The sequence below is a fragment of the Streptomyces sp. NPDC034037 genome (assembly GCF_055575715.1).
In genome coordinates this window covers 242489-267490 of the sequence record NZ_JBVISC010000003.1, presented here as the reverse complement: position 1 = coordinate 267490, position 25002 = coordinate 242489, and the positions used below count along the sequence as shown (strand labels likewise).

General features: G+C 73.4%; 23 protein-coding genes. 14 read left to right on the top strand and 9 right to left on the bottom strand.

Annotated features, from left to right (window positions below):
• The first annotated feature begins 1 nt into the window (after position 1).
• The gene (gene uriH, locus ACZ516_RS11775; protein ID WP_361085013.1) at positions 2–949 is read left to right on the top strand and encodes a uridine-preferring nucleoside hydrolase UriH; all 948 of its coding nucleotides are present in this window, start codon (positions 2–4) and stop codon (positions 947–949) included.
• Positions 946–2397 carry a uridine transporter UriT gene (gene uriT / locus ACZ516_RS11770; RefSeq protein ID WP_469009859.1) on the top strand — a complete coding sequence of 484 codons (1452 nt, stop codon included), beginning with the start codon at positions 946–948 and terminating at the stop codon, positions 2395–2397. The genes uriH and uriT overlap by 4 nt, the downstream gene beginning before the upstream one ends.
• A gap of 96 nt (positions 2398–2493) precedes the next feature.
• Here uriT and ACZ516_RS11765 read toward each other — a convergent pair whose 3' ends face one another.
• From ACZ516_RS11765 to ACZ516_RS11755, 3 genes are all read right to left on the bottom strand, one after another.
• Positions 2494–2772 carry a hypothetical protein gene (locus ACZ516_RS11765; protein WP_358589128.1) on the bottom strand — a complete coding sequence of 93 codons (279 nt, stop codon included), beginning with the start codon at positions 2770–2772 and terminating at the stop codon, positions 2494–2496.
• Between the two features lie 77 nt (positions 2773–2849).
• Complete coding sequence (locus ACZ516_RS11760) at positions 2850–3749, bottom strand: MBL fold metallo-hydrolase (RefSeq protein WP_358589130.1); 900 nt, start codon at positions 3747–3749, stop codon at positions 2850–2852.
• Positions 3750–3961: 212 nt separating this feature from the next.
• A complete protein-coding gene (locus ACZ516_RS11755; protein ID WP_469009858.1) occupies positions 3962–4870 on the bottom strand; it encodes a LysR family transcriptional regulator in 909 nt (302 codons plus the stop codon).
• Between the two features lie 111 nt (positions 4871–4981).
• Between ACZ516_RS11755 and ACZ516_RS11750 the strand changes: the two genes are divergently transcribed.
• Genes ACZ516_RS11750 through ACZ516_RS11740 form a run of 3 tightly spaced genes read left to right on the top strand, consistent with a single transcriptional unit; the run spans position 4982 to position 8171 of the window.
• Positions 4982–6022 carry a fumarylacetoacetate hydrolase family protein gene (locus tag ACZ516_RS11750; RefSeq protein WP_469010455.1) on the top strand — a complete coding sequence of 347 codons (1041 nt, stop codon included), beginning with the start codon at positions 4982–4984 and terminating at the stop codon, positions 6020–6022.
• Positions 6023–6066: 44 nt separating this feature from the next.
• A complete protein-coding gene (locus ACZ516_RS11745; RefSeq protein WP_469009857.1) occupies positions 6067–7197 on the top strand; it encodes an FAD-dependent oxidoreductase in 1131 nt (376 codons plus the stop codon).
• A gap of 35 nt (positions 7198–7232) precedes the next feature.
• Positions 7233–8171, top strand: a complete 939-nt coding sequence (locus ACZ516_RS11740) for a VOC family protein (RefSeq protein WP_469009856.1) — start codon at positions 7233–7235, stop codon at positions 8169–8171.
• 27 nt (positions 8172–8198) lie between these two features.
• On the opposite strand, the gene thrS is transcribed toward ACZ516_RS11740, so the two are convergent.
• Positions 8199–9425 (bottom strand): threonine--tRNA ligase, encoded by a 1227-nt coding sequence (gene thrS / locus ACZ516_RS11735; protein ID WP_469009854.1) that lies wholly within the window; start codon positions 9423–9425, stop codon positions 8199–8201.
• Between the two features lie 371 nt (positions 9426–9796).
• Between thrS and ACZ516_RS11730 the strand changes: the two genes are divergently transcribed.
• Both ACZ516_RS11730 and ACZ516_RS11725 read left to right on the top strand, forming a co-directional pair.
• Positions 9797–9970: a hypothetical protein gene (locus ACZ516_RS11730; protein ID WP_358589139.1), complete on the top strand. Its 174-nt coding sequence runs from the start codon at positions 9797–9799 to the stop codon at positions 9968–9970.
• Between the two features lie 49 nt (positions 9971–10019).
• Positions 10020–10286 (top strand): hypothetical protein, encoded by a 267-nt coding sequence (locus ACZ516_RS11725; RefSeq protein WP_361084998.1) that lies wholly within the window; start codon positions 10020–10022, stop codon positions 10284–10286.
• Between the two features lie 123 nt (positions 10287–10409).
• Here ACZ516_RS11725 and ACZ516_RS11720 read toward each other — a convergent pair whose 3' ends face one another.
• A complete protein-coding gene (locus ACZ516_RS11720; RefSeq protein ID WP_361084995.1) occupies positions 10410–13208 on the bottom strand; it encodes an AfsR/SARP family transcriptional regulator in 2799 nt (932 codons plus the stop codon).
• Between the two features lie 397 nt (positions 13209–13605).
• On the opposite strand from ACZ516_RS11720, the gene ACZ516_RS11715 reads away from it, so the two are divergent.
• The 6 genes from ACZ516_RS11715 to ACZ516_RS11690 all read left to right on the top strand — a co-directional run bounded on the left by ACZ516_RS11715 (position 13606) and on the right by ACZ516_RS11690 (position 19641).
• Positions 13606–14847, top strand: coding sequence for a cytochrome P450 (locus tag ACZ516_RS11715; RefSeq protein WP_469009852.1), 1242 nt, complete (start codon positions 13606–13608; stop codon positions 14845–14847).
• 53 nt (positions 14848–14900) lie between these two features.
• Positions 14901–15554: an HAD family hydrolase gene (locus tag ACZ516_RS11710; protein WP_469009850.1), complete on the top strand. Its 654-nt coding sequence runs from the start codon at positions 14901–14903 to the stop codon at positions 15552–15554.
• Positions 15555–15758: 204 nt separating this feature from the next.
• Positions 15759–16601 carry a SigB/SigF/SigG family RNA polymerase sigma factor gene (locus ACZ516_RS11705; RefSeq protein ID WP_358584500.1) on the top strand — a complete coding sequence of 281 codons (843 nt, stop codon included), beginning with the start codon at positions 15759–15761 and terminating at the stop codon, positions 16599–16601.
• 105 nt (positions 16602–16706) lie between these two features.
• Entirely contained in the window at positions 16707–18176 is a 1470-nt protein-coding gene (locus ACZ516_RS11700; RefSeq protein WP_469009849.1) for an aminotransferase class I/II-fold pyridoxal phosphate-dependent enzyme, read from the top strand.
• Positions 18177–18257: 81 nt separating this feature from the next.
• Positions 18258–18512 (top strand): hypothetical protein, encoded by a 255-nt coding sequence (locus tag ACZ516_RS11695; RefSeq protein WP_361084982.1) that lies wholly within the window; start codon positions 18258–18260, stop codon positions 18510–18512.
• Between the two features lie 106 nt (positions 18513–18618).
• On the top strand, positions 18619–19641 hold the full coding sequence (locus ACZ516_RS11690; protein ID WP_469009847.1) for a PHP domain-containing protein: 1023 nt from the start codon (positions 18619–18621) through the stop codon (positions 19639–19641).
• Between the two features lie 37 nt (positions 19642–19678).
• Here the strand turns inward: ACZ516_RS11690 and ACZ516_RS11685 are convergent, their stop codons facing one another.
• From ACZ516_RS11685 to ACZ516_RS11670, 4 genes are all read right to left on the bottom strand, one after another.
• A complete protein-coding gene (locus ACZ516_RS11685; RefSeq protein WP_361084976.1) occupies positions 19679–21775 on the bottom strand; it encodes a xanthine dehydrogenase family protein molybdopterin-binding subunit in 2097 nt (698 codons plus the stop codon).
• Between the two features lie 42 nt (positions 21776–21817).
• Complete coding sequence (locus ACZ516_RS11680) at positions 21818–22813, bottom strand: FAD binding domain-containing protein (RefSeq protein ID WP_469009845.1); 996 nt, start codon at positions 22811–22813, stop codon at positions 21818–21820.
• Positions 22810–23343, bottom strand: coding sequence for a 2Fe-2S iron-sulfur cluster-binding protein (locus ACZ516_RS11675; RefSeq protein ID WP_361084971.1), 534 nt, complete (start codon positions 23341–23343; stop codon positions 22810–22812). Before ACZ516_RS11675 ends, ACZ516_RS11680 begins: the two co-directional genes overlap by 4 nt.
• A 194-nt stretch (positions 23344–23537) precedes the next feature.
• Positions 23538–24404: a LysR family transcriptional regulator gene (locus tag ACZ516_RS11670; RefSeq protein ID WP_469009843.1), complete on the bottom strand. Its 867-nt coding sequence runs from the start codon at positions 24402–24404 to the stop codon at positions 23538–23540.
• Positions 24405–24521: 117 nt separating this feature from the next.
• Here ACZ516_RS11670 and ACZ516_RS11665 point away from each other — a divergent pair, with 117 nt between their 5' ends.
• A complete protein-coding gene (locus tag ACZ516_RS11665; RefSeq protein WP_469009841.1) occupies positions 24522–24947 on the top strand; it encodes a pyridoxamine 5'-phosphate oxidase family protein in 426 nt (141 codons plus the stop codon).
• Positions 24948–25002 lie beyond the last annotated feature (55 nt).

Below are 25002 nucleotides of genomic sequence, written 5' to 3'. Positions count from 1 at the left end.
GATGCCCCGAAAGATCATCCTGGACTGCGATCCGGGACATGACGACGCGATCGCCATGCTCCTGGCGCACGGCAACCCGGATGTGGAGCTGGTCGCCGTCACCACCGTGGTGGGCAACCAGACCCTGGAGAAGGTCACCCGCAACGCCCTGTCGGTGGCCCGCATCGCGAACATCACCGGCGTGCCCTTCGCGGCCGGCTGCTCCCGCCCCCTGGTGCGCACCATTGAGACGGCACCGGAGATCCACGGCGAGAGCGGCATCGACGGCCCCGTCATGCCCGAGCCGACGCTGGCCCTGGACGAGCGCCACGCCGTCGACCTGATCATCGACACCGTCATGGCGCACGAGCCCGGCGAGATCACCCTCGTGCCCACCGCCGGCCTCACCAACATCGCCATGGCCGCCCGCAAGGAGCCCCGCATCGTCGAGCGCGTCCGCGAGGTCGTCCTGATGGGCGGCGGCTACCACACGGGCAACTGGAGCCCCGTCGCCGAGTTCAACATCAAGATCGACCCCGAGGCCGCGCACATCGTCTTCAACGAGCGCTGGCCGCTCACCATGGTCGGCCTCGACCTGACCCACCAGGCACTCGCCACCCCCGAGGTCGTCGAGCGCATCGCGAAGGTCGGCACGCGCCCCGCCGTCTTCGTCAACGAACTGCTCGACTTCTTCGGCGCCATGTACCTGCAGTCCCAGGGCTTCGCGGCCCCGCCGGTGCACGACCCGTGCGCGGTCGCGTACGTCATCGACCCCGACGTCATGACCGTCCGCAAGGCCCCCGTCGACATCGAGCTGACCGGCACCCTCACCCTCGGCATGACCGTGACGGACCTCCGGGCGCCCGCGCCCGCCGACTGCCACACGCAGGTCGCCGTGGACCTGGACCACCGGCGTTTCTGGGACCTGGTCGTGGACGCCCTCGAGCGGATCGGTGACGTCCCCGCATGAACGCCTCCTTCACCGAACCGGCCGCCGCGCCCGGCGGCGCCCGCGGCTCCCGACCGGTGCGCATCGGCGTCCTGGTCACCGCCCTCCTCGCGGCGTGCTTCGCCTTCCAGCTCAACGCGAGCATGCTCAGCCCCGCCCTGAAGAACATCGAGGACTCCCTCGGGGCGACCTCCGCGGAGATCGGCCTCACCCAGACCGCCTTCTTCACCTCCGCCGCGCTCTTCTCGCTGTTCCTGCCGCGCCTCGGCGACCTCGTCGGACGCCGCAAGGTGCTCGGCGGGATGCTCGCGCTCATGGTCGTCGGCTGCCTCGTCGCCGCCCTCGCCGAGAGCGTGCCCATGCTCTTCGTGGGCCGCGTCATCCAGGGCGTCTCCGGGCCCACTGTGCCGCTCTGCCTGATCATGCTGCGCAACGAGGTCCACGAGCCGAAGAAGTACGGCACGCTGCTCGGCGTCATCACCGCCGTCAACGGCGGCATCGCGGGCGTCGATTCCCTCGCGGGCGGCTACCTCGCCGACCATCACGGCTTCCAGTCGGTCTTCTGGGCGATGGCGGGCGTGGCCGCCATCGCCGCGCTCATGGTCGCCACCCTCACCCCGGAGTCCAGGGCCACCGCCACCGCCGACACCCGGATGGACTGGCCCGGCGTCACGTTCCTGGTCGTCTCGGTGGGCGCCGCCCTCATCGCCCTGAACGAAGCGGGCAAGCTGGCCGCCGCGAACTGGCCGCTGGTCGCCGGCCTCTTCGTCGTCACCGCCGTCGCCTTCGTCCTCTTCTGGCGCACCGAGGACCGCAGCAGCCACCCCCTGGTCGCCACCCGCCACCTGCGCCGGCGCTCCACCTGGGCCCTGCTGCTCACCACCGTCCTCACCATGACCGGCGTCTTCGCCGTGATGAACGGCATGATCCCCGCCTTCGCCCAGGACGCGCAGGCCGGCTTCGGGATGAGCGCCGAGCAGTCGGCCTGGTGGACCCTGACCCCGTACGCCCTCGCCGGTCTCGCCATGGGCCCCATCGCCGGGCGCCTGGCCGCCACGTACGGGTACGGGCGCGTCCTGCGCCTCGGCCTCATCGGCTCGATCGTCACCGTGGCCCTGATGCTGTTCACCCTGCACGCCGACTCGCGGCTGCTGCTCCTGGTCGCGTCGATCCTCATCGGCGTCACCTACGCGGGCGTGGGCAACATCGTCCTCAACGGCCTCGGCATCGTGCTCTCGCCGAAGGAGAACCCGGGCTTCCTGCCCGGTCTGAACGCGGGCGCCTTCAACCTCGGCGCCGGGCTCAGCTTCGCCGTCCTGTACGCCGTGCAGACCGCCGCGGAACCGGCCGACAAGACCTCGCCGGCCGGATACACGGCAGGCATGATCGCCGGCGTCGTGCTCATCGCGGCGGCCTTCGCGACGTCCTTCCTCATCCCCAAGCCGGTGGAGGCCGAGGCCACGGAGTGAGCGCACCGCCAGGGCCCGTGCCACGGTCCGGCCGTGGCACGGGCCCTCGGTTGTGATGCGGCCGCCGCCGGCCCCTCCGGGGACGGCCCGGCGGGCTCAGCCGCCCCGGACGTCCGCGACCCGCGCCGAAAGGCCGTAGTCCAGCTCGGCCCCGTCGACGAGCAGCGCCTCGACGGACCGGGTCGCGGGGTCGATGTCGGCCTCCATGCCGTCCCCCGCGTACCGGGGATAGCCGGAGGCACCCGTCTCGCCGGTGGCGACCACGACGGCGGAACGCAGCGCTCCGCGCGTGTCGCCGGTGCTCCTTCCGTCCTCGGTGAACTCGGGGACGAGCAGGATCTCGTAGCTCTGTGGGCTCTGTCGTTCAGTCGTCATGCGAGCGACGGTAGACAGGAGCGGCACCCGGCGCACGTACGCGCCGCCGAGGGCGGGTCGCGCGTCGTTGAGGCAGGTCACCAGCGCAGGGCGGTGAAGTCCACGGGCCGGGGGCGCAGGGTCGCCGTCCGGGCGGTCAGCGCCCGCATCCGCCGTGCCGCTTCGGTGACGGTCAGCTGCCTGCGGTCGCCGTGCCCGGGCAGCAGCCATTCGAAGCGGAGCCGTTCGGCCGTGCGGGCCAGCGAGGCCGCCAACTCCTCGATGGAGTACCAGGTGACGCTCTCGGCCACCTCGATGTCCCCCGTCGTGCGCGACCAGTAGAAACTGTCCCCGCTGAAGCAGTACCGCTCATCGGCGACGTACAGCACGCTGCCCCGGGTGTGGCCCGGCAGCGGATGGGCGAGGACGCCGTCGCCGATCTCGACGCTCCGCGTTCCGCGCAGCACGTGGTCGGCGTCCGGCGCCGCGTCCAGATCACCCTCGTGGATCCACAGCGCGGCCCCTAAGCGGTCGGCGTACCGCCGGCCGTGCGCGGCGTGGTCCCGGTGGGTGAGCAGCACGTCCGTGACGGGCCCGATCCTCTCGTACCGGGCCGCCAGCGCCTCGCTCCAGCGCGGGGTGTCCACCATCATCAGGTTCCCCGAAGGGCGGCGCAGCAGGTAGGCGTTGGCGCCCGCGGTGCGCTGGGAGTTGTGCCCGCAGAACAGGACGGTGTCGTCGACGGGCAGGGGATAGGGGTCCCGCTCCTCTTCCAGCCGCCCGGAGGCGGGCCGGATCGAACGGGTGTGGCAGGCGAACGCGGCGGCGTACAGCAGGCGTTCCTCCGCCGCGTCGCGCGGCTGGCGGAGGATCTCGGAGCGGCCGTCGACCTCCCGGATGAGGTCAGGGGCGAGCTGCCTGGCGACGTCGCAGTTCGTGCAGCGGTCGTCCACGGACCAGCCGGAGGTCAAGGGCCGGTCGGCCAAGGCGTCGTTCACGGCGTGACTCACTTCCTGTGGGGTGGGGGAGTGGACCAGGTCCTGTCCCACCAGGGGTATCCCGGAGCCGACCCGAAGAGGAAGGGGGTCGGACCCTTGTTTCCCCGGGGCCGGGAGGCTCTCAAAGAACCACCGGTGTGAGGTGGGCATGACAAGGCAAACGTTTGCCGCGAGGGGTCGCTCGGACCGCCGAAGGGCGCGGTGCGGTGGGGTCAGACGTCGTGCAGCCCCCGCCCCACGCGCACCGCCGTGGCGCGCAGCCATCTGTGCGCCGCGTCGTGCGTGTGGACGGGATGCCACCACAGGGCTTCCTGCACGGGTACGGCGTCATAAGGGGGCCGCATGACGCGCACCGGCGCGACCCCGGCGAGCAACCGGGCCAGCCGCTCCTGGACGAGCGCGATGCGCCGGGTGCCCGCGACCATCAGGGGCAGCACCTGGAAGCTGTCGACGGACACCTCCACGCGGGGCTCGACACCGAGCATGCCCAACTGCCGTACGGCCGGGGTGTCGTAGGCGCGCTGGTAGGTCACCCAGGGCAGCCGGGCCAGGTCGTCCCGGGTCAGCTCGGCCGCGACCTCGTCGTTGTCGTCGGCGACGAGGAAGACCCAGCGGTCCTCGTACAGGTCGGCGTAGGGCAGGTCGCTGACGATCCCGTGCGGCATGAAGAGCCCGTCATGGGCACTGAGCGCGGTCCCGGTCTCCTCCACCGGGGCGGCCGGCATGCGCGTGAACCGCAGGCGGACGCCGGGAGCCTCGCGGTGGATCACCCGGGCGAGTTCGGCGCCGAGGACGGCGACGGCGTAGTCGGAGGCCATGAGCGTGAACTCCCGGCTCTCCGTGGCCGGTTCGAAGGTCGCCTGGGTGCTGAACAACCGCTCGAGGAGGTCGTACGCCGTCCCGGTGCGGTCGAGGAGGACCTGCCCGAGGGCCGTGAGCTCGTACTGTCCGCCGGTGCGGGTCAGCAGGTCGTCGCCGAAGTGGCGGCGCAGCCGGGCCAGCGCGGCGCTCATGGCGGGCTGGCTGAGGCCGACGCGCCGACCGGCGCGGGTGACGTTGCGCTCTTCGAGGAGGGCACGCAACGCCACGACGAGGTTGAGGTCGAGACGGGCGAGATTCACCGGGTCCCTCCGCGATACGACGGCTCTGACCTGTGACTATAAAGGCAGCGGATGTCCGGCATCCATGCAATCGATTTCCCTGATGTGGTGTCGGGGCGTCAGATTGGTGGCATGGCCATCAGGAGGACATGTTCCGTGCAACCCGCGCCCCCTTCCGAGCCCTTCGCCGGTCCCTTCGCCCTCGGCACCCTGTCCGGCCCCGACGGCCCCGCCTTCCCGGCGCTCGTCACCCCCGACCGGCGCGCGCTGGACCTCCGGCCGACCCTGGGCGACGCCACGGCGACGACCCGCACCGTCCTGGAACGGTGGGACGAACTGCTGCCCACATTGCGCGCGTTGGCGACGGACGCGGGCGTGGAGCGGCGGCCGCTGGCGGACTTCAGGGTGCACGCCCCCGTCGAACCGCGCCAGGTCTTCCAGTGCGGCGCGAACTACCGCAAGCACGTGATCGACCTGCATGTCGCCCACCGCGACCCCGCCGACGGCCGCTCGGCCGAGGAAGCGCGGGCCGAGGCCGCGGAGCTCATGGACCGGCGGGCGGCGGAGGACCTGCCGTACGTCTTCATCGGCCTGCCGAGTGCCGTCACCGGCCCCTACGACGACGTGACGCTGCCCGCCTGGGCCGAGAAGCCGGACTGGGAACTGGAGTTGGCGGCGGTCATCGGACGCACCGCCCACCAGGTGCCCGCGCACGCGGCGCTGGAGTACGTCGCCGGCTACACGATCGCCAACGACCTCACCGACCGCGCCGGTGTCTTCAGGCGGGACATGCCGCAGATCGGAACGGACTGGCTGCGGTCGAAGAACGCGCCCGGCTTCACCCCGCTCGGCCCCTGGATCGTCCCCGCCGAAGCGATCACCGACCCCGGCGACCTGCGTCTGACGCTGAAGCTGAACGGCCGGACGATGCAGGACGAGACCACCAAGGACATGATCTTCGACGTGGGCCGCCTGGTCGCGTACGCCTCGCACACCGCACGGCTCCTGCCCGGCGACCTCGTCATGACGGGCTCCCCGGCCGGCAACGGCATGCACTGGGGCCGGCTCCTGCGCGACGGCGACGTCATGGACGCCTCCATCACCGGACTCGGCGCACAGCGCACCAGCTGCGTGGCGCCGGACGCCCGCCGCGCGGCGCGGGCGACACCGTGAACCCGACCGCCGCCCCGCGGCCCGTACACCAGAGGAAATCCCCCATGAGCACACCCCGCAAGGTCCTCGTGATCGGCGGCGGCACGGCCGGCAACGCCATGACGATCCTCCTGCGCCGCGCCGGTGTGACCGTCGACCTGATCGAGGCGAAGGACGACTGGAACGCCACCGCCGGCTCCGGGATCACCTTGCAGGGCAACGCCCTGCGGGTCCTGCGCGAACTCGGCGTGTGGGAGCGGGTGCAGGCATCCGGCTGCGGCTTCGACGCGGTCGGGATCAACGCCCCCGACGGCACGGTCCTGCACGTCGCCCACGACATCCGGAGCGGCGGCGACGACCTGCCCGCCTCCCTCGGGATGCGGCGCCCACGCCTCCAGCAGATCCTCGTCGAAGCCGTCCGGGCCTGCGGTGCCGACGTGCGGCTGGGCACCACGGCCGACGCGCTGGACCAGGACGCCGACGGGGTGACCGTCCGCTTCAGCGACGGCACGGAAGGCCGCTACGACCTGGTGATCGCCGCCGACGGCCTGCGCTCCGCCACCCGCGCGGCCATCGGCATCACCACCGTGCCCGCCCCGACCGGCCTGGCCGTCTGGCGCGTCGCCGCTCCACGCCCCGCCGGAGTGACACACGCCGAACTCGCCTATGGCGGGCCCGCGTTGATCGCGGGCTACTGCCCCACCGGTGACTCCACTCTCTACGCGTTCGTGGTCGAGGCCCAGCGCGACCGCGCCGCCATCCCGGCTCAGTCGTACGCGGACGAGATGAGCCGGGCAGCCAAGGAATACGGCGGTCACTGGCCCGAGATCACCGCGCACATCACCGACCCGGCCCGGGTCAACTACACCTGGTGCGAGCAGCTGCTGGTCGAGGGCTCCTGGCACCGGGGCAGGGTGGTCCTCGCCGGGGACGCCGCCCACTGCTGCCCGCCGACCATCGCCCAGGGCGCCGCCATGTCCCTGGAGGACACCCTCGTCCTCGCCGAACTGCTCACCACCACCGCCACGTGGGACGACGCGCTGTTCCACGCCTACTACCAGCGCCGCATCCCGCGGGTGCGGGCCGTCGTGGAGGCGTCCGTGCAGATCGGCCGGTGGCAGCTCGACGGGGTGCGCGATGCCGACCTGCCCGGCCTGATGGCCCGCGTCACGGCCCTGCTCACGCAATCGCCCTGAGCCCGCCCTTCGCCGCTCCCGCCCGAGGAGGAACCATGAGCGCACGTCTGCTCACCCACCTGCGCCACGTCGACCTGGCCGTACCCGACCACGACAGGCAACTCGACTTCTACGCCGGCGTCTGGGGACTGACCAAGGTCGCCGAGGACTCCGGCCTCTCCTTCCTCGCCGCCGAGGGCTCGCCCGAGCAGTACGTCGTACGGCTGCGCGAGGCCGACGAGAAGCGGCTCGACCTCGTGTCCTACGGGGCAGCGAGCCCCGCGGACGTGGACACGCTCGCCGAGCGGCTCCTCGCGGGCGGCGTGCGGTTGATCACCCGCCCGGGGAGGATCGACACCCCCGGTGGCGGCTACGGCTTCCGGTTCTTCGACGTCGACGGCCGTACCATCGAGGTGTCGGCCGACGTCGCGGTGCGCCGGCACCGCCGGATCGAGGAGAGGGAGGCGATCCCGGTCAAGCTCTCCCACGTGGTGCTGAACTCCGCCGATCTGAACAGGACCCGCCGGTGGTACGAGCGCCACCTCGGCTTCGTCCTGTCCGACACGCTCGGCTCGCCGCATACGGGCGAGATCCTGCACTTCATGCGGATCAGCGACCAGCACCACTCCATGGCCATCGCGCGGGGGCCGCACACGGCGCTGCACCACGTGTCGTTCGAGATGCGGGGCATCGACGAGTTCATGCGGGGCTCGGGCCGGGTGATGCGGGCCGGTCACCGCAAGATCTGGGGGCCGGGCCGACATCTGGCGGGCGACAACACCTTCACCTACTTCCTGGATCCGCACGGCAACACCGTGGAGTACACCACCGAGCTGGAGTGCCTGGACGAGGACACCTGGCACCCGCACGTCCACGACTTCTCCCGGCCCGAGGTCACCGACCAGTGGGGCACCGCCGGCGCGATGAACGAGCTGGTGGCCAAGGAGTCGTTCAACGACCCCGACCGAGGGGTGTTCGTCGCACCGCCGGTCTGAGCCGCCGCGAGGCCGATCACCGGCAGATCAGGACTCCCCTCCCTCCGCCTCCCACAGCTCGGCCCGGCGCGCCGAGACCAGCGCCTCGACGCGGGCCACGACCTCGTCGGCCGGCAGCGCGTCGAGCCGGCGCCCGTCGCGCAGCCGCAGCGCGACCCGGCCCGCGGCGGCCTCCTTCGGCCCGATGACCGCCTGGTAGGGCACGAGCCGGGCCGCCCGCACCCGGGCGCCGAGACTCCCCTCCCCGGACACCTCGGCCCGCAGCCCCGCCCGCGCGCACCGCCGCGAGAACGCCTCGGCGTCGGGCAGCTGGGCCTCGGAGACCGGGAGGACCACCAGCTGGGTGGGGGAGAGCCAGGCGGGGAAGGCACCGCCGTGCACCTCGATGAGGTGGGCGACGGCTCTCTCCACACTGCCGATGACACTGCGGTGGACCATCACCGGACGGTGCTTCGCGCCGTCCGCGCCGATGTAGTGCAGGTCGAACCGCTCGGGCTGGTGGAAGTCGATCTGGACGGTGGAGAGGGTGGACTCCCGGCCCGCCGCGTCGGCGACCTGCACGTCGATCTTCGGCCCGTAGAAGGCGGCCTCCCCCTCCACGGCCTCGTAGGGGACACCGGAGTTGTCGAGGACCTCGCGCAACAGGGCGGTGGACCGCCGCCACTTCTGTGCGTCGGCGGCGTACTTGCCGCCGGGCCCCGGCAACGAGAGCCGCAGGCGCGCCGGGCGGATGCCGAGGGCCGCGTACGCGCCGCGGATCATGCCCAGGGCGGCCCGCGCCTCGTCGGCGGCCTGCTCCGGGGTGCAGAAGATGTGGGCGTCGTTGAGATGGATGGACCGCACCCGGCCCAGTCCGCCGAGGACGCCGGAGAGCTCCGCCCGGTACATGCCGCCGAGTTCGGCCATGCGCAGCGGAAGCTCGCGGTAGCTGTGGGAGCGGGAGCGGTAGATCACCGCGTGGTGCGGGCACAGGCTCGGGCGCAGCACTACCTGCTCCCCGCCGACGTCCATCGGGGGGAACATGTCCTCGCTGTAGTGCGCCCAGTGCCCGGAGACCTCGTACAGCTCCCGCTTCCCGAGCACCGGCGAGTACACATGGCGGTAGCCGGCCCGCCGTTCGGTGTCGCGGATGTACTCCTCCAGGGCGTGCCGGACGGCGGCGCCCTCGGGCAGCCAGTAGGGGAGGCCGGCGCCGATCAGGGGATCGGTGCCGAACAGGCCGAGTTCGCGGCCGAGTCTGCGGTGGTCGTGCATCGTGGTCTCCTCGACGGGATCGCGCACGTGAGGGCGCGGGTTCGGGCGAGTGACCGCGAGAGAGAGCCCCGGGGCACTCGCCCCGGGGCTCTTGACTCTGGAACATCGGTCAGCGCGCCGGGACACTCTCCGGCGTCGTCGTCTGGTGCATGGCGCGCTTCATGCGGATGACCGTAGCAAGGGGGACCGTCCCGGGAAATCGATTAATCCGCCGGTCCGTGCCGCCCACCGCTGCCTGTGAAAGTGGTCACAAGGCCCGGGCCGATGATCGGGACCGGGTGCCGTTCGCCCACGGAGTTCGCGTAGGGTCGCGGATCGGCCACCCCACGGCCGATGCCCATCACATGTCCCCGAACAAGGAGCCGCAGGTCATGACGGCCAATGATGTCACTCAGGCGCCGATATACCACACCCTCGTCCAGGAGCACGGCGACGTCCTCGCCACGGCCCGCAAGGCCGCGGAGGAGACGCAGCAGACGGCCCAGGACGTACTCGACTTCAGCACGCCGTCCAGAGTGAGCGCGCCCGCCGATCCCGCCTCCTGACGGCGGCCCCGACTCGCGTGGCCCCGGTCCGATCGGCCAGGATGGCGCGATGGACTACGAGTTCTGGAAAGAGATCCACGAACGGGGCGGCATCCCGGCGGTCAAGAGCGCCCTCGCGGAGCTCCCCGAGGATCTGCCCCCGCAGGACGCGGACGCCGCGGCCGAGCTGGCCCTCAGGGTCATCGAGGAGGACATCGCCCGCATCAACGCCCGGGCGGACCGCGCCGAGGCGACGGCCCGGGCCCTGGCCGAACAGACCGCCGAGGTGAACCGCCGGCTCGGCGGCCATGGGGCCGACGACGCCGCCGGCCGCTGAGCGGGGCGCCGCAGCCGGCCCGGGTCGTCGGGGTCGGTGAGGCTCCCGGCGGCGGGCCGACCGGCGGTCACCGAGGCCGTCGTACCTGAGGCCCCTCGGCCGGCGGTCAAGCGGCGCCGCCCCTCACGTACGAGCCATGAGCCGCACCATCGCCGTGTCGTACCGCGCCTGGAGCCCCGCGTCCGCCGAGACCCGCAGCAGCGCCCCGAGGGCCCGCACCGCGCCGTCGTCGTAGCCGCACGCCTCCGCCTCGGCCGCCGCGTTCTCCAGGCGCCGGATGCCCTCGGTCTCGTCGCCCATGCCCAGCAGCGCCTCTCCGACGGCCGTCAGCAGCAGCACCCGGGTCGCCGCCGAGGTCTCCGCGGGGGAGTCGAGGTCGAGCGCGGCGAGGGCCGTCTCGTGCGCCGCCTGCCACTCCCGGGCCTCCAGTCGGTGCCGGGCGAGGTGGCCGAGGGCGAGGCGTTCGGTGTGCCGGTCGCCGACGCTGTGCGCCAGCTCCGCCGCGAGCGCGCACCCCTCGGCCGCCTCGTCGGGGTCGCCGAGCGCCGCCTGGGCGAGCGACAGGTTGATCAGCGCGGTCGCCTCGGCGCGCGTGTCCCGCGCCCGCGCGGCGAGCGCGGGCGCGGCCTCCAGGTGGACGAGCGCCTCCGCGACCCGGCCCTCCTCGGTGAGCACCCAGCCGAGCAGGGCCAGGACCCGTGACTCGGCCCGGGCGTCCCCGTCGGCCCGCGCCGCCTCAAGTGCCGTACGCAGCAGGGGAGCCCACCCGTCCCGCACCCGCCACACGATCTGCGGCCACATCCCGAGGACGAGCCGCCACGTCCTGCCGTGCAGCCCCGCCGCGTCCGCGGCGGCGGCGGCCAGCGTCAGGTCGTCGCGTTCGGCCGCGTACCAGGCCATGGCCTGTTCCCGGTCCGTGAACTCCCGCACGGCCCGCGGCGGACGGAAGTCGTCCGGCAGGGTGAAACACGACTCGTCGCCCGGTTCGGCGGCGTCCGCGGCGGCCAGGGCCGTGGCCACGGTCAGGTCGAGCACCCGCCGCAGGGCGTCGCTGTCCGCGTCCAGGCCGCGCGCGTACAGCCGTACGAGGTCGTGCAGGGTCCAGCGCTCCGGACCGGCGCGCACCACGAGGTGGGCGGCGGTGAGCTTGTCCAGCGCGGCCTCGGCGGTCGCCGGGTCGGTGTCCGCGAGCGCCGCCGCCGCGTAGCGGTCGACGTGCGTCCCCGGGTGGCGGCCGAGGTGGGCGAACTGCCGGGCGGCGCTCGCCGGCAGCCGCCCCACGGTGAGCCGCAGGGCGGCGCGGACACCGGTGTCCTCCACGTCCAGGAGGCTCAGCCGGCGCGACTCGTCGGACAGTTCGGCGCACATCACGCTCAGCGGAGCCTCCGGCTGGTCCGCCAGCCTGGCGGCGGCCACCCGCAGCGCCAGCGGCAGCCCGCCGCACAGTTCCGCGAGGCGTCGCGCGGCCACTTCCTCCGCGCGGACGCGCTCGGTGCCGAGGACCGCCGCGAGCAGGGCGGTGCTGTCCTCCGGTTCGAGTACGTCCACCGGTACGGGGCGCGCGGCGTCGGAGGCGATCAGGCCGCGCAGGCGGTAGCGGCTCGTCACCACGGTGACGCAGCGCGCGCCGCCCGGCAGCAACTCCCTGACCTGCTCGGACGCCCGCGCGTTGTCGAGGACGACCAGCAGCTGACGCTCGCCGGCCAGGGAACGGAAGAGCGCGGACGCGGCGCCCTGCGACTCCGGGATCCGGCGCGGCGCGACCCCGAGGGCCAGCAGGAACTCCCGCAGCACCTCCAGGAGCGCGGGCTCACCGGTGTCGCTGAACCCCCGCAGGTCGGCGTAGAGGAGGCCGCCGGGGAACTGCCCCCGGTTGCGGTGGGCCCAGTGCGTCACGAGCGCCGTCTTGCCCACGCCCGCCGGCCCGGTGACCAGACAGACCGGCGCCTCACCGGCGGCGGCCCGGGACAGCGCGGTGAGTTCGGCGGCCCGCCCGTGGAAACCGCGGGGCATGCGGGGCAGCAGATCGATCGTGCCGGACGGCAGCGAGGGGGCGGGCACGTGCGCCGCGACCGGCGCGGCCAGGGGAGCGGCGGCGAGCGAGGGGGCGGGCGCGGGCGCGGCGCCAGACACCGGGCGCCGCCCCGACGAGTTGTGCGAACGGCCGTCCTCGGCGTCCTCACCGGTCCCCTGGAGCGCGGCCGCGTACGCGTCGGCCAGCTCCCGGCCCGGATCGACGCCCAGCTCGTCGGCGAGCACGCGGCGGGTCCGATGGAACCAGTCGAGCGCCTCCGTCCGGCGCCCCGCCCGCTGGAGCGCCCGCATCAGCGCGGCGGACAGCGACTCGCGCAGCGGGTGGACACTCGCCTCCGCCCGCAGCACGGCGGCGGCCCGGGCGTGCTCGCCCATCCGGGCGTACGCCTCGGCCAGCGACTCCACGGACGCCAGCCGGAGCTCCTCCAGCGCCTGGGCGGCGGCCTGCAGCGGCTGGCTCGGGTACGCGCCGGTCAGCGCGGGACCCTGCCACAGCGACAGCGCCTCCTGATACATCGCCACGGCGTCGGCGGGTGCCCGCTGACCGCGGGCCAGCGTCACCAATTCCTCGAAGCGGTGGGCGTCCAGCAGCGACTCCGGCATCCGCAGCACGTAGGCCGTGCCCTGAGTGACCAGCTCGACGCCGAACATCTCGGCCTCCGCCTCGGCGAGCAGGACCCTCAGCCGCGACACGTGCCCCTGGATGACGCCGCGAGCGCGCGCGGGCGGCTCCTGGTCCCACAGCGCCGCCGCCAGCTGGTCCACCGGGACGGGGTGGTTGGGCCTGAGCAACAGCGCGGCGAGCAGGCTGCGGCGCTTGGCGGGCCCCAGTGGCACCACGCCGACCTCGGTGGCCACGGACACCGCTCCGAGCAGCCGGAACTCCACTGATGTAACTCCTCTGCGGGACAAAGATCCAGATTACCGGAGTCGCACACCTGTCCCGCTGTCGGAGGGCCCTCTGGGCAGGGCGCCCTCCGACGGACCCAGGCCACGCGCGCGCTCCCCGTCGACCTCACCACCGGTACCGCCGACTGAAACCGATTCGCCCTGATTCCGGTCTCTTCGCTCTGGTTCACGTGCGCTTCCTGGGGCACCCGATGACCGTGATCCGCCGATCATCGAAAGCTGATCGACGGAGCGCCGCAGACCGAGCCGGACGCCGGCCGGGGAAATGCACGCGGGTCCTGCTTCGGTCAGGATGCGGGGAGGGCCACCACCCCGTACTCCACGACCGCCGCCCCCGCACTCCACGGCCCGCGTCCCCGCCCCACAGGAGGACCTCATGCTGGACCAGACGCTGCCGCTGCTCACCAAGGGCTACGCGTGGCTCCCCGACCTGAGCCGCCGCGAGGGCCCGGGACCCGTACGCACCCGCCTGCTCGGCAAGCCCGTCGTCGCGCTGCGCGGCCCGGCGGCCGTCCCCTTCTTCTACGACGAGAACCACGTCCGCCGCCGAACGGCCCTGCCCGAACCGGTCCTGAGCACGCTCTTCGGCAAGGGCGCGGTGCACACCCTCGACGGTGACGAGCACCGCACCCGCAAGGCCCTGTTCATGTCGGTGCTCAAGGACCCGGCGGGCGTCGCCGCGCTGGCCGAGCGCGTCGCCGACGAGTGGGAACGCTCCAGCAAGGAGTGGATCGGCCGCAGCCAGGTGACGCTGTTCGACGAAGTTAGCGTGCTCATCACCCGGGCCGTCTGCGCCTGGGCCGGCGTCCCCCTGACGGAGCACCCGGACGACGAAGCACGGCAGACCGCCCACGACCTGGTGACCATGGTCGACGGATTCGCCACCGCCGGCCCCCGCCACTGGCAGGCCCGGCGCGCCCGGCAGCGCCAGGAGCAGCGGCTCGCCCGCCTGATCGAGGACATCCGCTCGGCCGACCTCACCCCGTCGGACCGCGGTGGGGCGGCCCCCTCCGTGGTGGAGGCCGTGGCCGCGCACCGGGAGGCGGACGGACAGTTCCTCGACCCCCGCACCGCAGCCGTCGAACTCCTCAACGTCCTGCGGCCCACGGTCGCTGTCACCTGGTTCACGGTCTTCGGCGCGCACGCGCTGCACCGCCACCCCGCGCTGCGGGAGCGCCTCGCCACGGAAGGCGAGGACTACGCCCGCGCCTTCGCCCACGAGGTGCGGCGCTTCTACCCCTTCGCGCCCTTCGTCGCGGGCCTCGCCCCCGCCGACCTGGACTGGCACGGAGAACCGATTGCCGAGGGCACCATGGTCCTGCTCGACCTCTACGGACAGAACCACGACCCGCAGCTGTGGGAAGCGCCCTACACGTTCGACCCCGAGCGCTTCACCGGCCGCGAACCCGGCCGCGACGAACTGGTCCCGCAGGGCGGCGGCGAAGCCGGCGAGGGACACCGCTGCCCGGGCGAGGACGTCACCCTGGCCGTGCTGACCGCACTGCTCCCGCGCCTCGCCCGGCTCGACCACCACGTCCCCGAGCAGGACCTGCGCATCCCCCTGAACAGGATGCCCACCAGGCCGCGCAGCGGCTTCGTCATCACCGACGTGCGCTGAGCCCCCATCAGGACCGGCAACCGACACACACAGAGAGGGAACGGTGGAAAGCCATGGCGCGTGCCGCGCTGTTCGACGTCGACGGAACGCTCGCCGACACCAACCACCTGCATGTGACGACCTGGTGGGAAGCGTTCCGCCAAGCGGGCCACGACGTCGCCATGCACGACATCCACCACGCCATCGGCCTCGGATCCGGCGACCTCATCGCCCATCTGCTGGGCGAGGACCGCGACCGCGACCGCGACGAGGAGATCAGCGCCGCACACAGCACCCTGTACGGCACGTACTTCGACCGGCTGCCCGCGCTCGACGGCGCCCGTGGCCTCCTGCACGCCTGCCACGACCGGGGCCGGCGCATCGTCCTCGCGACCTCGGCGGGCGGGGCGGAACTGGGCGCGCTGCGCCGGGCCATCGACGCCGACGACGTCATCGCGGGCATCGCGAGCGCGGACGACGTCTCCTCGGGGAAGCCCGCTCCCGACCCCGTCCACCACGCCCTGGACCTCGCCGGGTGCGCCCCGCGGGACGCCCTGTTCGTGGGCGACACCGTCTGGGACATGCGGGCGGCGGCCCGCGCGGGCGTACGGAGCATCGCGCTGCTCTCGGGCGGCATCCCCCGCGCCGACCTGGAGGCGGCCGGCGCCTCCGCCGTCTACGCGGACCCCGCCGACCTGCTGAGCCACCTGGACGACGAGGTCGGCTGAGCCGGCCGGTGGCTGCCCCTTCCCTGCGCGCACATGCGCGCGGGGAAGGCTGTTTGGCCCTGAATCCGAAGGGCAGGCGGATAACGTGCTTCGGACCGGAGGCGCGTTCGCGGGAGCGGTGTGTTCACTCCCGGGATGCCTGTCACCGGGGCGCCCCGTTTCTCGCGGTCACTGTTGGCGGCACCGCTGAGGAGCGACATACTGATGCTTACCGACCTCACCGCATACTCCGCCCGGCGTCGCACGACGACCCGGCACCCCCACAACGACGCCCCGGACACCGCGGCGGACTTCGTCCGGCTCGCCTCCCTCGAGGACGGCCCCGAGCGCGAACTCCTCTGCGAGGAGATCGTCGAGGCATGGCTGCCCATGGCGCACCGGATCGCCGGCCGGTTCCGGAACAAGGGCGAGAGCATCGAGGACCTGCAGCAGGTCGCGGCGATGGGCCTGGTCAAGGCCGTCAACCGGTACGAGCCCGGGCGCGGCGCCTTCGAGAGCTACGCCGTGCCCACCATCACCGGCGAACTGCGGCGCCACTTCCGCGACCGCATGTGGGACGTGCGCGTCCCCCGGCGCGTGCAGGAACTGCGGAACAAGGTGCGCGTCGCACGCCGTGAACTGCTCGACATGCCCGGCAGCGGCACCGGCCGCGAGCCCGGTATCCCCGACATCGCCCGGCACGCCGGACTCACCGAGGACGAGGTCCGCGACGGCATGGAGGCCATGGAGGGCTACAGCGCCCTGTCGCTGGACGCCGAGATCTCCTCCGCCGACCCCGACGGCTTCAGCCTCGCCGACACCCTGGGCGCCCCCGACCCCGCGTACGACTGCATCACCGACCGCGAGGCGGCCAAGGCGGGCCTGCGTCAACTGCCCGAGCGCGAGCGCACCATCTTGTACCTGCGCTTCTTCGAGGACATGACGCAGAGCCGCATCGCGGAGGAGCTGGGCATCTCGCAGATGCACGTCTCCCGCCTGATCAGCCGCAGCTGCGCCCGCGTCCGCGCCGAGGCCGGCTACGGCGCCGAGCACGCCCAGGCCGCGTGAGCGCCCCGCGCCGCCGCGCCCGCACCGGCCAAGAGCCCAACGGCCCGCGCAGCCGGTTGCCGGGCGCCCGGGTTGGACGGCGCGAGAGCGGGGAACGCGTGACCCATGTCGCCTGATCACACGCGTGCCCCCGTCCTGGAAGCCCTTGCCGAATACCGCGACAAGGGCAGGCTGGGCTTCACCCCGCCCGGCCACAAGCAGGCCCGGGGCGCCGACCCGGCCGTGCGCGAGGTGCTGGGCGACGCGGTCTTCCACGGCGACGTGCTGGCCTCGGGCGGACTCGACGACCGGCGCACCCGTGGCCGCGTCCTCGAACGCGCCGAACGCCTGATGGCGGACGCCGTGCACGCCGAACACACCTTCTTCTCCACGTGCGGCAGCTCGCTCTCGGTCAAGGCGGCGATGCTGGCCATCGCGAGCCCCCACACGAAGCTGCTCGTCGGCCGGGACGCCCACAAGTCCGTCATCTCCGGGCTGATCCTCTCCGGCATCGAGCCGGTGTGGGTCGAGCCCCGGTGGGACGAGAAGCGCCACCTCGCCCACGCGCCGGGGGCCGAGGACTTCGAGGCGGCGTTCGCCGCCCACCCCGACGCGCGAGGAGCCCTGGTCACCAGCCCGACGCCGTACGGCGCCTGCGCCGACCTGCGCCGCATCGCGGACGTCTGCCACCGCCGCTCGCGGCCGCTCGTCGTGGACGAGGCGTGGGGCGCCCACCTGCCCTTCCACCCGGACCTGCCGTCCTGGGCGATGGACGCGGGCGCCGACATCTGCGTCACGAGCATCCACAAGATGGGCAGCGGCCTCGAACAGGGCTCCGTCTTCCACCTCCAGGGCGACCTGATCGACCCGGAGATCCTGGAGAACTGCGCCGACCTCCTCGGCACCACCAGCCCCTCCACCCTCATCTACGCCGGACTCGACGGCTGGCGGCGCCAGATGGCACTGCACGGCCACGACCTCATGGGGCGGGCGCTGGACCTCGCGGCCGAGGTGCGGGCGGCGATCGAGGAGATCGACAGACTGCACGTGAACGACCGCGACGACTTCTGCGGACCCGGCCTCGCGGCGGACTTCGACCCGCTGCCGGTGATCATCGAGGTCGACGGGCTGAGCACCAGCGGCTACCGCGCCGCGGACTGGCTGCGCCGCCACCACGCCCTCGACGCGCACCTCAGCGACCACCGCAGGATCAGCGCCCAGATCACCCACGCCGACGACCACGAGACGACTGGCGCACTGCTGACGGCCCTGCGCGAACTGGCCCACACCGCGCCGAAACTGCGCCCCGCGCCGCCGGTGGAGGTGCCCCGGGGCGCCGAACTGCGCATGGAACAGGCCATGCACCCCCGCGACGCCTTCTTCGGCCCCGTCGAGGACGTGCCGGTGGGCGAGGCGGCGGGGCGGATCGCCGCCGAGATGATGACCCCCTACCCGCCCGGCATCCCCACCGCGCTCCCCGGCGAGCGGCTCACCGAGCCGGTGCTGCGCTATCTGCGCAGCGGCCTGGCGGCCGGGATGAACCTCCCCGACGCCAAGGACAGCGAACTGAACACCGTGCGCGTGGTGGCCGAATGAGCGGTCCCCACCACCCGTAAAGACCACCCGTAAATGCCACTCGTAAAGTCGAGAAAGCACCGAAGGAACGGAGCACAACCCATGGTCGAGCGCAATCCCGCGTCCCCGGGCGAGGACGGCCCGCCCATCCCCAGGGACCTCCCGGACCAGCAGGCCTCGGACGACAGCAACGACCCCTGGGAGCTGGACATCGAAGTCGCCGCCCCGGGAGACGAGGAGAAGGGCGCCGACGACGACGTCCCCGACACGGACGAGGCCGGAACAGGCCGGCGCGACGCGTCCGACGACGACGTGTCCCTCTCCGAGGATCCGCCGCCGGAGGAGCCCACCGCCTGAGAGCACCCCCGGAACGGGCCCGCTCGCCGTGCCCCGCGGCCCGTCATGGGCGACGCTGGAGGAACACGTACACCCGCCGGCACGAGAGCGGCGGCCGGAGGTGCCGATGGACCCCGTGGAGGCGCTGGAGCGGATTGCCTTCCTGCTGGAGCGCGGCCGCGCCCCGACCTACCGCGTGCGTGCGTTTCGCACCGCGGCCTCGGTGGTCGGGGCGCTGGCCGACGGCGAGGCAGCCCGGCGCGCCGCCGACGGCTCCCTTGAGTCCCTGAAAGGGGTCGGGCCCAAGACCGCGGGCGTGGTCCGCGAAGCCCTCGCCGGCGAGGTGCCGGGCTATCTGCGGCGCCTCGAAGAAGAGGCGCGGGACCCGCTCACCGAAGGCGGCGCCGAACTGCGCGCACTGCTGCGCGGCGACTGCCACCTGCACTCCGACTGGTCGGACGGCGGCAGCCCCATCGAGGAGATGGGCCGCGCGGCCCGGGCCCTCGGCCACGAGTGGGCCGTACTCACCGACCACTCGCCGCGCCTGACCATCGCCCGCGGCCTGTCCCCGGAGCGCCTGCGCGAACAACTGGACGTCGTGGCCGACCTCAACACCCGCTGGGCACCCTTCCGGCTGCTCACCGGCATCGAGTGCGACATCCTCGACGACGGCTCCCTCGACCAGGAGCCCGAACTCCTCAACCGCCTGGACCTGGTGGTCGTCTCGGTGCACTCCAAACTCCGCATGGACGCCGCCGCGATGACCCGCCGCATGGTCGCCGCCGTCAGCAACCCCCGTGCCGACGTGCTCGGGCACTGCACCGGGCGGCTCGTCACCGGTCGCGGCAGGCCGGAGTCCCGCTTCGACGCCGACGCGGTGTTCGCCGCGTGCGCGGCGGCGGGCACGGCCGTGGAGATCAACAGCCGCCCGGAGCGGCTCGATCCGCCGCGCCGGCTGCTGCGCCGCGCCGTCGACGCGGGCGTCCTGTTCTCCGTGGACACCGACGCGCACGCCCCGGGCCAGCTGGACTGGCAGATCATCGGATGCGCGCGGGCCGAGGAGTGCGGGGTGCCCGCCGAACGGGTGGTGACGACGTGGACGGCGGACGAACTGCTGGCCTGGACCCGGGAGAGCCGGGCCAGGTCCTGACCCGGCGGGCGCGCCGAGCCGCCGTCGGACGCCCGCCTCAGCCGAGGCCCTCCAGCACCCGGTCCGGCGTGAGGGGCAGCTCCCGCAGCCGTACGCCCGTCGCGTGGTGCACGGCGTTGCCGATGGCCGCGGCCGTCCCGACGATGCCGATCTCCCCGATCCCCTTGCTGCCCATGGGGTTCAGATGGGGGTCGTCCTCGTCCACCCAGTGCGCCTCGATCGCGGGCACGTCCGCGTGCGCCGGCACGTGGTACGAGGCGAGGTCACACTCCGCGAAGTCGCCGAACGCCGCGTCCATCGTGCTGCTCTCCGTCAACGCCATCCCCAGCCCCATCGTCATCGCGCCGACGAACTGCGAACGCGCCGTTCGGGCGTTGAGGATGCGCCCCGCCGCGTAGACGCCCAGCAGCCGGCGCACCCGCACCTCGCCGGTCACCGTGTCCACGCCGACCTCGGCGAAGTGCGCGCCGAAGGCGTGCCGCGCGTAGTCGCTGTCCGCATCCGCGGTGCCCGCCGTGTCGGCGGTGGCGCCCACCCCCTCCGGCGGCAGCTCCTGCCCCCGCTGCCCGGACAGGCGGGCGGCCAGCCGCGTACACGCCTCATGGACGGCCCAGCCCCACGACGCCGTCCCCGAGGAGCCGCCCGCCAGCGGCGCCGAGGGCAGGTCGCTGCTGCCGATGTCCGTCCGCACCCGGTCCACCGGCACGCCGAGGGCGTCGGCGGCGACCTGCGCGAGCACGGTACGGGCACCCGTACCGATGTCGGTGGCGTTGACGCGCACCACGAAACTGCCGTCCGGATGGGCGTGCGCGCTCGCCCGGCTCGGCGAGGCGAGCGCCGGATACGTCGCGGAGGCGACCCCGCTGCCCACCAGCCAGGGCCCCTCGGTGCGGGAGCGGGGCCGCGGATCGCGCTCGGCCCAGCCGAAGCGCCGGGCGCCCTCGCGCAGGCACTCGGCGAGGTGACGGCTGCTGAACGGCTTGCCGCTGTCGGGCTCGGTCCGGGTGTCGTTGCGCAACCGCAGCTCGATCGGATCCATGCCGAGGCGTACGGCGAGTTCGTCCATCGCCGACTCCAGCGCGTACATGCCGGGCGCCTCACCGGGAGCCCGCATCCACGACGGGCTCGGCACGTCGAGCGGCAGGACTCGATGCGTGGTGCGGGCGTGCGGCGAGGCGTACATGACGCGCGTGGCGGCGGCCGCCGTCTCCACGAACTCCTTGATGCGGGAGCTGTGCGAGGTCACCTCGTGGATCACGGACGTCAGCCTGCCGTCCGCCTCCGCGCCCAGGCGCACCCGCTGGACGGTCGGCGAGCGGTGCCCCACCACCGTCGCCAGCTGCCGGCGCGGCAGGGAGAGCTTCACCGGCCTGCCCGTCACCCGCGCGGCCATAGCGGCGAGCACCACATGGGGGCGGGGCGTGCCCTTGGAACCGAAACCGCCGCCGACGTGCTCGGAGACGACCGTGATCCGCTCCGCGGGCAGCGCGAACATGCCCGCCAGGGTGTCGCGCACCGTGGTGGCGCCCTGGCTGGAGTCGTGGACGGTCAGCCGCCCTTCGTCCCACCGCGCGGTCGCCGCGTGCGGCTCCATGGGGTGGTTGTGCAGCGGCGGTACGCGGTAGACGGCGTCGACGCGCACCCGGGCGGCGTCGAACGCGCCGTCGGCGTCCCCGCGCACATGCTCCCCCGAGGTGCCGTCGGTGTCCTCGGGGACATAGGCGTCGGGGTGCCGCGCGCTCAGGGTGACCTCGTGCGGCTCCTCGGCGTAGCCGACCCGGACGGCGGCGGCGCCCTCGCGGGCCGCCTCCAGCGTCTCGGCGACGACGAGCGCGACGTACCAGCCGCGGTGCGGCACACGGTCGTTCTGCAGCACCGCGAGCGTCGCGTCGTCCGGCTCGACCAGGCGGGGCGCGTTCAGATGGCTCAGCACGTCGATGACCCCGGGCAGCGCGAGGGCGGCCGTGTCGTCGACGACGGTGACCTTGCCGCGCGCCACCGTGGCCGGCACCGGCCAGGCGTAGGCGCAGCCGTCGGGCGTGTGCTCGGCGGCGTACCGGGCGGTCCCGGTCACCTTGGCGGGGCCTTCCCTGCGCTCGGTGGGCGCCCCGAGAGCGCTGCTGGTGTCCGGCATGGGGTGTTCTCCCTGGAGGGCGGGGGATGAGCGGGGCCGAGGTCAGGAAACGAGGGACGCGCCGGCCAGGCGCCGCAGGACGTCGCACGCGAGGTTGCGGGCCAGGGGCACCTTGAAGGCGTTGTCCCGCAGCGGCTCGGCGTCGGCCAGCTCGGCGTCGACGGCCCGCCGGAACGCTTCCTCGGCCGGCGGCCCGCCCACCAGCTCCCGCTCGGCGCGCCGCGCACGCCAGGGCCGGTGCGCGAGGCCCCCGAACGCGATCCGCACCTCGCGTACGACGGAGTCCTCGACGTCCAGGACGACGGCCACGGAGGCGAGCGCGAAGGCGTACGAGGCGCGGTCACGGGCCTTGCGGTAGGCGGCGGGCAGCCCCGCGGTCGCGGGCGGGATCAGCACACCGGTGATCAGCTCACCGTGCCTCAGCTCCGTCTCCACGTCGGGACGCACACCGGGCAGCCGGTGGAACTCGGCGGCGGGCACGGCCCGCCGGCCGCCCGCGCCGTACAGCTCCACCTCGGCGTCCAGCGCGGCCAGCGCCACCGCCATGTCGGAGGGGTGCGTGGCGATGCACTGCGAGGAGTGGCCGAGGACCGCGTGGTCGCGGTGGACGCCGTCCCGCGCCGCGCAGCCACTGCCCGGCTCCCGCTTGTTGCACGGCTTGCCGAGATCCTGGAAGTAGGGGCAGCGGGTGCGCTGGAGCAGGTTGCCGCCGGTCGTGGCCATGTTGCGCAGCTGGCCGGACGCGCCCGCGAGCAGTGCCTGGGACAGCACCGGGTAGCGGGCGCGCACCAGGGGATGGGCGGCCAGGTCGCTGTTGCGCACCGTCGCCCCGACGCGCAGGGAGCCGTCGGGCAGTTCCTCGACCGCGTCCAGGGGCAGCGCGCTGACGTCGACCAGCGTCCGAGGCCGCTCCACGCCCAGCTTCATCAGGTCGACGAGATTGGTGCCGCCGCCCAGATAGCGGGATTCGGGGCGGCCCGCGTGGGCCGCGGTCGCCTCTTCGACGCTGTGGGCGCGTACGTACATGAAGGACTTCACCGGGCCACGTCCTCCACTGCCTCGACGATGTGCGGATAGGCGCCGCACCGGCACAGGTTGCCGCTCAGCCGCTCCCGGATCTCGTCCCGGGTCAGCTGGACGGGCGAACCGGGCTCCAGGGCGGGGTCCGTGACGTGCGAGGGGTGACCGGCGTCGGCCTCGGCGATGGCGCCGACGGCCGAGCAGAGCTGCCCCGGCGTGCAGTACCCGCACTGGAAGGCGTCGCGCTCCACGAAGGCCCGCTGCAGGGGGTGCGTTCCCTCGCCGTCGGGGGAGCGCAGGCCCTCGACGGTCGTGATGTCACGCCCCTCGTGGGCGACGGCGAGCAGCAGGCAGCTGTTCGCGCGGCGCCCGTCGACGAGGACGGTGCAGGCACCGCACTGGCCGTGGTCGCAGCCCTTCTTGGCGCCGGTCAGGTCCAGCCGCTCGCGCAGGACGTCCAGCAGCGTCGAGCGGTGGTCGACGGTGAGGCGGCGGGACTCGCCGTTGACCGTCAGGCGCACTTCCGACCGGAACACTTCGGTTCCCATGAGGCTCTGCTCCCTCGTCGCACATGGTCCATGCGGTGACCGCTTGTCCAGCCTGAGTCAGAACACACGTCCCGGCACGCCGGGACTCCCCGGGATCGGGTGCCGCACGGCCGCGTCGGCCCGCGCACGCTCCCGGCCGCGGTCCGCTCATCGGGCCGCGCCCACTACGCCGTCGGAGGGAGTACGGATCGCGTTCACGCGCCGTCCGTCGCGATGATCTCGCGTACGACGGCCAACAGGTCCCCGATCGCCGGATGCTGCCCCGGCCCATCGCGCCAGGCCAGCACGAGCGGGACGGGCGGCGCGTCGACGAGGGGGCGGTGGACCAACGAGGGGTGCGCGTGCTGGCTCGGGGTCGCCGACGTGGAGACCCCGATGGCGCGCCCGGCGGCGATGGCCATGAGCCACTCGTCGGTGTTGCCGACCTCGACGGTCGCCACCGGCCGGGCCGAGGGCGGCCACAGCTCCGGCGTCGTGGTGCCGGAGACGCTGTTCAGGGCGATCGGGTGGGCGGCGAGGTCCGCCAGGGTGACCCGGGGGAGGGCGGCCAGCGCACTGTCCGCCGGCATGACCGCCACCCGCTCCTCGCTCAGCAGCAGCTCCGAACGCAGTCCGGGCGCGGTGATCGGCCCCCGCAGCAGGGCCGCGTCGACCTTGCCCCGCGTGAGGCCCGCCGTGCGGTCGTCGACGCGCAGCAGCTCCAGCGGGACGCCGGGCCGGGTCTCGTCCCAGCGGCGCAGCAAGGCGACGGTGTGGTCGCCGAGCGCCGCCCAGGTGTGCCCGAGCTTGAGGGGCCACGTGCTCGATCCGCGGGGGTCGAGGGCGGTCTCGACGGCGGAGAGCGCCACGGCGGCCTTGTCACGGAACGTGCGGCCCCGCGCGGTCAGTTCCAGATGGTGCGTGGAGCGGTCCACGAGGCGGGCCCCGAGGTGGTCCTCCAGCTGGCGCAGGGTCCGGGAGAGCGCGGGCTGGCTCAGATGGAGGCGGGCGGCGGCCCGGGTGACGTTCCCCTCCTCGGCGATGGCGAGGAACGCGCGCAGGTGGCGCAGCTCGATGGTCATGCCTCGGGAGCATAACCGCGGGCCCTCGACACGACGGGGCACGCGGAATACGTGTCCCGGGCGGTGGAGTTGAGGACCATGTCGAGAGCCCCTGGCCGTACCGCCGAAGGAGACCCCATGCCCCTCAGCGTCGAAGAGCGTGAACAGTTCCTGGCCGAACCCCACATCGGAGCGCTGGCGGTGGCCGCGCAGGACGGGCGCGCCCCGCTCACCCTCCCGATCTGGTACCAGTACACCCCCGGCGGCGAGCTGTGGGTGATGACCGGACGCCACTCCAAGAAGGGCCGGCTGATCGAGGCCGCGGGACGCTTCTCGCTGATGGTCGACCGCCTGGAGCCGACCGTCCGCTACGTCTCCGTCGAGGGCCCCGTGGTCCGCAGCGAGGACGCCACCCTCGAGAAACTGCGCGAGATCAGCGCCCGCTACCTCGCCGCGGACAAGGTGGAGGAGTACGTCGAGTTCGCGTCCCGGGACCACGGCGAACAGGCCGTCTACTACCTGCGGCCCGAACACTGGTACTCCTCCGACCTGGGCTCGGTCTGACCCGCCCGGACCCACCGCCCGAGGTGGAACTTCGAGGTACCCGAGGTCGTTGCCA

Bases quoted from the DNA above. Each gene is read 5' to 3' on its own strand.
- uriH (WP_361085013.1), top strand. From the start codon at position 2: ATGCCCCGAAAGATCATCCTGGACTGCGATCCGGGACATGACGACGCG.
- uriT (WP_469009859.1), top strand. From the start codon at position 946: ATGAACGCCTCCTTCACCGAACCGGCCGCCGCGCCCGGCGGCGCCCGC.
- ACZ516_RS11765 (WP_358589128.1), bottom strand. From the start codon at position 2,772: ATGACGACTGAACGACAGAGCCCACAGAGCTACGAGATCCTGCTCGTC.
- ACZ516_RS11750 (WP_469010455.1), top strand. From the start codon at position 4,982: ATGGCCATCAGGAGGACATGTTCCGTGCAACCCGCGCCCCCTTCCGAG.
- ACZ516_RS11745 (WP_469009857.1), top strand. From the start codon at position 6,067: ATGAGCACACCCCGCAAGGTCCTCGTGATCGGCGGCGGCACGGCCGGC.
- ACZ516_RS11740 (WP_469009856.1), top strand. From the start codon at position 7,233: ATGAGCGCACGTCTGCTCACCCACCTGCGCCACGTCGACCTGGCCGTA.
- thrS (WP_469009854.1), bottom strand. From the start codon at position 9,425: ATGCACGACCACCGCAGACTCGGCCGCGAACTCGGCCTGTTCGGCACC.
- ACZ516_RS11730 (WP_358589139.1), top strand. From the start codon at position 9,797: ATGACGGCCAATGATGTCACTCAGGCGCCGATATACCACACCCTCGTC.
- ACZ516_RS11725 (WP_361084998.1), top strand. From the start codon at position 10,020: ATGGACTACGAGTTCTGGAAAGAGATCCACGAACGGGGCGGCATCCCG.
- ACZ516_RS11715 (WP_469009852.1), top strand. From the start codon at position 13,606: ATGCTGGACCAGACGCTGCCGCTGCTCACCAAGGGCTACGCGTGGCTC.
- ACZ516_RS11710 (WP_469009850.1), top strand. From the start codon at position 14,901: ATGGCGCGTGCCGCGCTGTTCGACGTCGACGGAACGCTCGCCGACACC.
- ACZ516_RS11705 (WP_358584500.1), top strand. From the start codon at position 15,759: ATGCTTACCGACCTCACCGCATACTCCGCCCGGCGTCGCACGACGACC.
- ACZ516_RS11700 (WP_469009849.1), top strand. From the start codon at position 16,707: ATGTCGCCTGATCACACGCGTGCCCCCGTCCTGGAAGCCCTTGCCGAA.
- ACZ516_RS11695 (WP_361084982.1), top strand. From the start codon at position 18,258: ATGGTCGAGCGCAATCCCGCGTCCCCGGGCGAGGACGGCCCGCCCATC.
- ACZ516_RS11690 (WP_469009847.1), top strand. From the start codon at position 18,619: ATGGACCCCGTGGAGGCGCTGGAGCGGATTGCCTTCCTGCTGGAGCGC.
- ACZ516_RS11685 (WP_361084976.1), bottom strand. From the start codon at position 21,775: ATGCCGGACACCAGCAGCGCTCTCGGGGCGCCCACCGAGCGCAGGGAA.
- ACZ516_RS11675 (WP_361084971.1), bottom strand. From the start codon at position 23,343: ATGGGAACCGAAGTGTTCCGGTCGGAAGTGCGCCTGACGGTCAACGGC.
- ACZ516_RS11670 (WP_469009843.1), bottom strand. From the start codon at position 24,404: ATGACCATCGAGCTGCGCCACCTGCGCGCGTTCCTCGCCATCGCCGAG.
- ACZ516_RS11665 (WP_469009841.1), top strand. From the start codon at position 24,522: ATGCCCCTCAGCGTCGAAGAGCGTGAACAGTTCCTGGCCGAACCCCAC.